Source organism: Nostoc sp., assembly GCF_036917555.1.
Taxonomy (GTDB): domain Bacteria; phylum Cyanobacteriota; class Cyanobacteriia; order Cyanobacteriales; family Nostocaceae; genus Nostoc.
On record NZ_JBALDD010000050.1, the window covers coordinates 76,915 to 85,569 of the forward strand.

At 41.7% G+C, this 8,655-nt stretch carries 6 protein-coding genes and 2 pseudogenes; 2 read left to right on the forward strand and 6 right to left on the reverse strand.

All coding sequences use genetic code 11. From position 1 onward, the window contains the following. Positions 1-334: 334 nt before the first annotated feature. From V7K60_RS35340 to V7K60_RS19900, 5 genes and pseudogenes are all read right to left on the reverse strand, one after another. Positions 335-451, reverse strand: a pseudogene (locus tag V7K60_RS35340) (acyl-CoA desaturase); the annotation flags it as partial. Positions 452-715: 264 nt separating this feature from the next. After that, on the reverse strand, positions 716-925 hold the full coding sequence (locus V7K60_RS19885; RefSeq protein ID WP_334927589.1) for a hypothetical protein: 210 nt from the start codon (positions 923-925) through the stop codon (positions 716-718). Between the two features lie 333 nt (positions 926-1,258). After that, positions 1,259-5,491 carry a chemotaxis protein CheB gene (locus V7K60_RS19890; protein WP_334927590.1) on the reverse strand — a complete coding sequence of 1,411 codons (4,233 nt, stop codon included), beginning with the start codon at positions 5,489-5,491 and terminating at the stop codon, positions 1,259-1,261. Positions 5,492-5,983: 492 nt separating this feature from the next. Continuing rightward, on the reverse strand, positions 5,984-6,427 hold the full coding sequence (locus V7K60_RS19895) for a response regulator (RefSeq protein ID WP_334927592.1): 444 nt from the start codon (positions 6,425-6,427) through the stop codon (positions 5,984-5,986). Between the two features lie 66 nt (positions 6,428-6,493). Next, on the reverse strand, positions 6,494-6,721 hold the full coding sequence (locus V7K60_RS19900) for a hypothetical protein (RefSeq protein WP_334927593.1): 228 nt from the start codon (positions 6,719-6,721) through the stop codon (positions 6,494-6,496). A 229-nt stretch (positions 6,722-6,950) separates the two neighbouring features. Here V7K60_RS19900 and V7K60_RS19905 point away from each other — a divergent pair. Further along, positions 6,951-7,283: pseudogene (locus tag V7K60_RS19905) on the forward strand (Uma2 family endonuclease); the annotation flags it as partial. Positions 7,284-7,351: 68 nt separating this feature from the next. Beyond that, the gene (locus V7K60_RS19910) at positions 7,352-8,296 is read left to right on the forward strand and encodes a fatty acid desaturase family protein (protein WP_334927595.1); all 945 of its coding nucleotides are present in this window, start codon (positions 7,352-7,354) and stop codon (positions 8,294-8,296) included. A 126-nt stretch (positions 8,297-8,422) separates the two neighbouring features. Here the strand turns inward: V7K60_RS19910 and V7K60_RS19915 are convergent. Further along, a partial coding sequence (locus V7K60_RS19915; protein WP_334927597.1) for a hypothetical protein occupies positions 8,423-8,655 on the reverse strand: 233 nt, incomplete at its 5' end.

Genomic DNA, 8,655 nt, shown 5'->3' on the forward strand with positions numbered 1-8,655 from the left:
ATCGTACATTCAAGGGTTTAAGATCCCTACGTCTTGTCGTAGCATATTTTGAGTCGGGGTTTATAGCGGTTCTCAATTGCATTGAATCCAGACCTAACCCCCAGCCCCTTCCCTTCTAGCGTTGGGGAGTAAAATTCAAAGCCTCTCTCCTTTTAGGAGAGAGGTCAAAACTGTACTGCACCCAAGCGAGAACTGCTATAAATCCCCGAATCAAACTGCCGAACAACCAATAAAGTGCGTAGACGCAAACGCGAGTGCGTCTGTCTGTAACACGCTGTGCTGCGCATTCGTGTCAGCGTCCCGCAGGGAACGTATAGAAGCGGCTTGTTGCAGACATCACCACACCCAACGCTGACCAGGAAAAATACCAGGGAGCAAGCAGGGCTAGAGCATGAATGGTAGCAAAAAAGGCTACATTTCTCCTACTCAATACGAGTGTTTTTCTATTTATTGAGGTAGAGTTAAATGATTCAACTGTCACAAATCTTCCTTAAAAATACTTGGGTGTTTGTATTTACATGAACCCTGTACTAAATATTACCTTTCATTCAATTCGTAGCTAATTAATGAAAGGCAATACCCTACAATGCCAATGCATTTTTATGCATTGTTAATGCGTTGGCTTACATTAAAAAGCTAGGCTTTTACACAAAACTCTACTAAGTCAGCTAACGGATGAGAGGAATACTAGGTTATAGCCTTGTTAAAAGCCTGATTATGTCATCCGCAAATCTGCCTCAGTGAGGAGTATCATCGTTTCCGCACCAACTCTGCCAAACTCAGGCTCTAGCCCTAATACCATCTCAATGAGATACGTCCATGTGCCAGATTCAGGGGTGTAGCTGCGTACAATCCCTTCTCCACCAACAAAGCTTACCCATTGAGTATTGCGAAATTTAGGCAGCTTCATGAAGGTTGCAGTCATGCTTTTGATTCCTCAATTTATAGTTGATACTTTCTGTTTTAATAAAATAAATTAAATATGTTTTGTATCTTTTTAAGTAAATATATCAAATCTCATCTATAACTTTAGAATGTTTTAGATGCAAATTATATAATTTATACGTAATTAAAACATTTATTGAAGCATGATATATAGCAGTCCTAAATAATTTGTGAAAAATTAGATTTCCGACTTCTTAAAGAAGCCGGGGATTTGGACACTGGGCATTTTCAAAAATCAAATATTATATTGCTATATTTGACAACAGTACCCTCAATTACAAATTACGAAGTTGTACTGAGCGTAGCCGAAGTATTACGAATTATCTGTAACTCGTCCAGTCAAATTTGCAATCATCAATACTAATTGAATAGGATCAATCGGTTTAGCTAGATGCATTTGGAAACCAGCATCAATTGCCTCTTGCCGCTCTTGCTTAGTGGCATAGGCAGTGATTGCCGCTGCCGGAATTTGTCCCCCAGCTTCAGCTTCAAGCTCTCTCACCTGACGAATCAGGGAGTAACCATTCTCCTCTGGCATTCCAATATCTGCTAGAAGCAGATCATATTTGCCAGGAGATTCGGTTAGAGCTGCGATCGCTTCCCTTGCCGATGTCACAACTACTACTTCAGCCCCGAAGTCTTCTAACATCCACTTGATTAAGTCGCGGCTATCCGCTTGATCGTCTACAGCCAAGATGCATAACCCTTTAAGGGTAAGGGATGGAATCCTACCATCTAATGTATCCAGAGTCTCTGACAAAATGCTCGGCTCTAAATAAGTTGGCGGTGTAATTTCCAACGGCATTGAGCGCAGAGGCAGCCTGATGATCATTGTGGTTCCTTGTCCCTCGCCTGGACTTTGCGCTTCAACTGTTCCACCGTGAAGTTCTACAATATGACGGACGATTGACAAGCCCAATCCAAGTCCCTGACTTGTTTTGGCGCTGCTGGAATCTCCTTGGCGGAAGCGCTCAAACACATAAGGCAGCAAGTCTGCCGGGATGCCAATTCCTGTGTCGCTGACTCGAATTTGGGCGTGAGTATATAGAGCTTGGAGCGTGATTTCCACTTGCCCACCGGCTGGAGTGAACTTAATCGCGTTAGAAAGTAAATTCCACATAACTTGCTGTAAACGCTCAAAATCTCCGACAACTATCGCCGAGTTCAACTGTAAAACAATTTGAATGCTTTTCGCTTCTGCGGAAAATTGGACAGACTCAATGGCGGCATTCACTACTGAAACTAGATCGATTAGACGAGTGTTTAAATGAAGCTTTCCACTCGTAATCCGGGAGATATCGAGCATATCATCGATTAACTGAGCTTGCATCCTAGCACTCCTCTCCACCACTTCCCAGGCACGATTGACTGCTGAAGAATCTAAATCGCGGGTGCGGAAAAGTTGCGCCCAGCCCAGTATAGTATTGAGTGGGTTACGAAGTTCATGGGAGAGGTTTGACAGGAATTCATCTTTAGCTCGGTTGGCGATTTGCGCCTGTTGACGGGCTAACTGCTCCTGTGCTAGTAACTCAGATCGCTCTAACTCAAACTGTTTGCGATCGGTGATATCTTCAATCGCCAGCAAAATCCTTTGAGCATCTCCCTGTTGAATAATTTTCCAACCATTGAGCAGCATGGTTTTCTGCCCAATTTGCTCAAAACTATGCTCCACCTCCAAGTTTTCAATACTGGTATCGTTGATGAGAATGTCTTCTAGGAGCGATCGCAGTCCAGGCAGGTTCCACTGACCGTTCCCTAACTCAAAAATCAGAGATTGCGCTGTCTGCGATCGTGAAACCTGAAACGTTTCATAAAACGAGCGATTGGCTTTGTTTACCCGCAAATCAGAATCAAGCACGATTAACGGCACTTGTACTGTCTCTACAATCCCTTCAGCGTAATTCCGGGCTTGCTCTAATGTTGCTGCAGTGCGTTTAAGAATATCAATATCTATTAACACCAACACTACACCGTCAATCTGGTTTTCTATGGTGCGATAAGGACGGATGCGGAGGTTGTACCAATGTCCCCCTTGGGTTTGCACTTCTAATTCTTTGATGCTGAGTGTGTCAAGCACCTCCAAAATTAGAGGTTCTAAGTCAGGAATATTCAGATTAGCTCTGATGTCGCTTAAGGGTCGTCCAGCATCGGCGGGAATGAAATTGAAAAGCCGTTGCGCCATTGGCGTGAAACGTCGAATGCGTAAGTCAGAAGTCAACATCAAAATTGGGATATTGATACTGCCAAGCAAATTTGTGAGATCGTTGTTAACTTGGTGTAATTCCAGATTTCGAGAGCGAAGTTCTTCATTGGTTATGTTGAGTTCTTCGTTGGTTGCCTGAATCTCTTCTTTGGCAGTTTCTAGCTCCTCATTGGTGCTTTGTAATTCTTCATTACTAGAGAGGATTTCTTCATTGGCAACTTTCAAGTCTTGATTGATGTGTTCCTGCTGTTGGATCACCGTTTGCAGATACTCTTGAGTCGCAGCCTGCTCTTGCTTGGCGGTTGCAAGTTCAAGCCTGAGCCGAACAATCTCACTCTCTAAGTCTGGCTGCTCTTGGCTTTCAAGATTAAAAGAACTGAGGTTGCTAACCAAGGGTGGAGCTTGTTCAAATAAAACCAGAAAGTAGAGTTCTTCGCCAGTCCCAGACTTGAATGGAATCACCTCAAGATTGACGATTTTTGAAAGCTTACCCTCTTGAATCCGTAACCCTTCCCTTCTAACTAGAATTTTTTGCCGTTGTGCCTGATAAATTGTGGTGCGTAGCTCGACGAGCAAGCCGGAGCGCACCATTTGGAATAAGTTGAGACTCGGTTTCCCAGGTGCAAGTTTGAGGTAGAGATCAATTTCTCCCCGAAATTGCAGCACGTCCATGTTGGTGTCGATCACCACACCCACTGGGGCATAGTGATTCAAGATCAGTTTGTCAGTTTTTTTCTCTAAGTCAAAGTCATCCAATGGATTCTCAAACACCTTGTTAGGTTGGTCCGCTTTTACTACCGGATAATTGCTGGTAACGAACGAAAGAATTGGATGATTTCCGGTTAGCTTCTTGGTATAGATTTTATACTTCTTGTCAATGCAAGTAAATAACTCTGAATATTTACCTGTGCCTTCTGAAGTTCCTAGTAGCAGAAAGCCAGTCGGGTTGAGACTGTAATGAAAGATGGGCAGTATCCGTTTTTGCAACGTTTCGTCCAAATAAATCAGTACATTCCGGCAGCTAATTAAATCTAAGTTAGAAAAAGGGGGGTCACTGCCCAAGTCTTGTCGGGCAAACACACACAGTTCGCGGACAGTTTTGTTAATTTGATATCCACCGCCCTCAATGGCATTAAAAAATCGGCGGCGGCGCTCTGGTGAAATCTCCACCATTTGATTTTCTGTATAAATGCCGGATCTTGCTTTTTCAATTGCCATCTCACTAATGTCTGTGGCAAAAATCTGGATCAGCGTCCGGGTTACTTTATTCGACAAAAACTCCAACAAGGAGATGGCGATTGAATAGACTTCCTCGCCCGTCGAACACCCTGCCACCCAAATCCGAATGGGAAACTTTACGGACTTGTTTTGCGTAATGTTGGGAAAGACTCGATCTTTCAACAGTTGAAATACTTCGAGGTCACGGAAAAAATAGGTAACGTGGATCAGAATTTCTTCATAAAGCGCCTTGACTTCACTCGGATTCTCTTGCAAATACTGGGCATAATCTTCCAATCGTTCAATTTTGTACAACAGCATTCGCCGCTGAATTCGGCGCTCAAGCGTGTTGGGCTTGTAGTGGCTAAAGTCAACACTAACTGCCGATCGCAATAACACAAATATAGTCGCCAGGGCATCCCCCTGTTCGGGCAACTTCTCAATTGTGATCGGTGGCAATAAATCAGAAATAAAAGGATTGTGACTGAGGTTTACCAGTTCCTCGGCGATTTTTTGAGGCGGCAGAATAAAATCAACATTCCCAGTGGCAACAGCAGTACTAGGCATACTATCAAATTTTGCCGTGTCTTCACACTGAGCAAAAGTCACGCCTCCGGCTGCCTTGATTGCCTTCAGCCCCAGTGAACCGTCTCCATCCGCCCCAGATAAAACCACTGCGATCGCTTTGTTCGCTCGATCTGTTGCTAATGATGTAAAGAAGGCATCAGCAGGCATATATTTCCCCTGAACTTTCTCTCGCGGCGTGAGTTGCAACACCCCACCAGACAACATCATCTTAGTGTTAGGCGGAATAATGTAGACCTTATTAGGTTCTACAGTCACGCCGTCTTGCACTTCACTGACAGGCATTTGAGTTGTTCTTCCCAGAATCTCGCTCAACAGACTCTTGTGGTTAGGGTCTAAGTGTTGAATTAGCACAAATGCCATCCCTGTATCGGTAGGCAAATATTTGAGCAACTGCGTAAATGCCTCTAATCCACCCGCAGAGGCGGCAATGCCAACGATAGGAAATAAAGCATCTATATTGTCTTGCTGCTCTATGTCAAACACTTCATTAACGGTAGATTCAGATACAGGTTGCTCAGAGGGTTGATCGGATGTCATAGAATGAAGTTTAGCACTGCAATGGTTTGGCAGATCAGGTTTATGTTTTAGGTCAGTTTGCTTACTTGCCCTGTATTTAATAATAGTTTAAGTAGAAATTAAATAAATTAAGGCTAATTCCATGAATTCAGTTCTTAAATCACGCCTAGTTCTCATTTTCTCGATTTTCGCCTTAGCGTCAACAAAGGGTAACTTAGCAAGTTTTTATTTTTATCTTAATATTCCCAAAATAGAAACTATAAACAATTTAAGTTTCTTAAATCCAAGTCAGTGCCAGCAAGTAAGAAGCTAATATAAATCCAATACCAATAATTCCGCTACTCAAAAGCAAAACTAATTGATTTAAAACACACATTTTATAACTCCTGAGATTAATCCTATCATTTATCAAGTTCGTTAGTAGCATTTCCAAAATAATTATCCCTACCAATAAATGACCCATATCATTACTTCTCAAAATTTAAATTACTCTATCTCAGACATTAATTAAAGCTAGTTAGCATGAAGATGAGGATTATTAGCAATTGCTAAAATGCCAAGTACAGCAACGAAATCATCAATAACTACGGGTTTAGCAAAGCATAGACTAAACCCAGCTAAAAGAGCGTGTTGATACATATCTTCTGTTACAGTGCCTGTCAAAGCGATCGCTGGTACTACTTTACCTCGTTCTCCCATAAGTGTTCTTACTTGGTGAATCAGAGTATAGCTATCCTCATTTGGCAAGGAAATATCACTCAAGAGGACATCAGGTTGCCATTGCACAAATATTTCCAGAGCTTGCTCTCCTAAAAATGCTGCTTGCACCTTCATACCATAAGATTGCAACATTGGCGTCAACGAATTGCAGAAATTGACATCATTATCTACAACGAGTACTCGTAGCCCTTGAAGAAAGGAATGATTAGTAGGAAATCTATTATTTATATGCTTCACAGTTACAAAATTGAGATTTTCTTAAACTTTGGAAAAACCTTAAACAGTACATTTATGTATGTTTGCTTAAAGTTCAGTAAACGTCTGATCAGTAGGCAAAAAAACAGGTAACGTGCTATTACCTTTGAAAGTATTTACTCCCTTAGCAGCTTTAATTGCAGTAACTAGTACCGCAAGGCGGAATTCAAAATTTACGCATTCAAACAGGTATACAGCATAAGCGTTTCGTTGATTGGGAATGTGTGCTTTAATTACGCTGTGCTGTACTAGTATATTAAAAGCACTAGCTTTCATGGCAGCATCATCAATATCAAGTATTTATTTGACCTGCTAAAAAAATTTACCAACAATTTTTACGATAACATTCTATTGTTAAATTCATGTTTGAATAAATGTTTTAATAGTGTATAATTTGTATGAAATGTATAAATTTACCAATAAACTTTGTGAAAAAAAATTTAAATTATTCCGCTATCAATATTATGTCTAACGAAGCAGAATTTTTCTATCGTTCAGTAGTTAACCTCAGTGGAAAAAAGCATCTACTGTAAGCCTTGCTGCATCTATTCCTTTAGTAGTGGAAATAGTGAGTAGTAATTGGCGTGATGATTACCACAAAAAATACGCTGACTATGAACAAATAGGAATTTCTGAATACTGGATTGTTGAGTATGCCGCATTGGGCGGTAGCAAATTCATTGGCAAGCCAAAACAACCTACTATCTTGGTTTGCTGTTTAGAAGAAGGTGAGTATTTAATTAATAAATTTCGAGGTAATGACCGTATCCAATCGCCAACTTTGCCAGAGTTGAATTTAACCGCAGAACAAATTTTTCGCGCTGGTGTGGTCAGCTAATACCATTTTGGATTCTCAAAGAAGCAAATTTATACTTAATTTCAGCAACACTCTATAGAGTTTCAATTATGTCTGACGCAATTATTCAATCTGAATTATTGGATGACAAAGCTGATAACAAGCAAAACGTCTGTCAAATTCTCAGTGTACAGGAATTAAGTCTTCTAAACGATCGCTCCAACAGCAAAGGGCTAATTCAACTGGTTTTGCACCTCATAGTCATGGTTTGCAGTGGCTACCTATGGGCAACAAATTTTGGCAATTGGTCACTGGCTATACCAGCACTGGTAATTTACGGCTTCAGTCTGGCTTCGATGTTTGCACCAATGCATGAATGCGTTCACAGAACGGCTTTCGCTAACAATCGATTAAATAATGCTGTAGCTTGGTTTTCCGGCTTACTCTCATTTTACAACAGCACTTTCTTTCGTCGTTATCATAAATGGCATCACCGTTACACTCGCGTTCCTGACAAAGATCCAGAATTGACCGATCCCAAACCGAGTAACCTGGGCAAATACTTGTTGATAATTAGTGGTTTACCGTGGTGGTGGGGTAAAATACACGGGCATTTTCAGGTTGCGACTGGTCAATTTGACAATTTTCCATTTGTGCCAGAAGCCGCACGAGCCGAAGTTATTCGTTCTACACGTTGGCAATTAGGTATTTATGTAGGTGCGATCGCTCTTTCAATTGTAGTTAATCAGCCTTGGTTTTTCCTCTATTGGCTCCTACCCCTGCTTGTCGGTCAGCCAATTCTCCGTTTCATTTTGCTGGCAGAACATACAGGTTGCACTCTTGACGCCAATCTGCTTACAAACACGCGGACAACGCTAACCCTCTGGCCTGTGCGATTTTTCATGTGGAATATGCCATTTCATGCAGAGCATCATTTATACGCATCAATTCCGTTCCACGCGCTACCAAAAGCACATCAGCAATTGAGCAAACACTTTACCCACATTGAACCTGGCTATCTAAAAGTCAACTGGAATATCATAACTAATTCGTAATTCATAATGATGCTCGTGACGCTCTCTGCGAGACGCTGCGCGAACGCGGACTCGCTCTAAGCGTTCGTGAGTGCGTCTCTAAGAGTTGCCATGCCGTTCGCGTTAGCGTCTCTGAAAGAGAAGGCTTTACGCTTCGCTATGCCCTTGGCGTCTCCCCTTCTCCCAAAGGGCTAGGGTGTATACACAAGTATGACTAGCATAGGTTTCAACTCTTTTAGTAGTTTTGTAGGGTGCGTTATGGACACGCCGAAATAACAAATGAGTACGCCGAAATAACAAATGAGTACGCCGAAATAACAAATGAGTACGCCGAAATAACAAATGAGTACGCCGAAATAACAAATGAGTACGCCGAAATA

Bases quoted from the DNA above. Each gene is read 5' to 3' on its own strand.
- V7K60_RS19910 (WP_334927595.1), top strand. From the start codon at position 7,352: ATGTCTGACGCAATTATTCAATCTGAATTATTGGATGACAAAGCTGAT.
- V7K60_RS19885 (WP_334927589.1), bottom strand. From the start codon at position 925: ATGACTGCAACCTTCATGAAGCTGCCTAAATTTCGCAATACTCAATGG.
- V7K60_RS19900 (WP_334927593.1), bottom strand. From the start codon at position 6,721: ATGAAAGCTAGTGCTTTTAATATACTAGTACAGCACAGCGTAATTAAA.
- V7K60_RS19890 (WP_334927590.1), bottom strand. From the start codon at position 5,491: ATGACATCCGATCAACCCTCTGAGCAACCTGTATCTGAATCTACCGTT.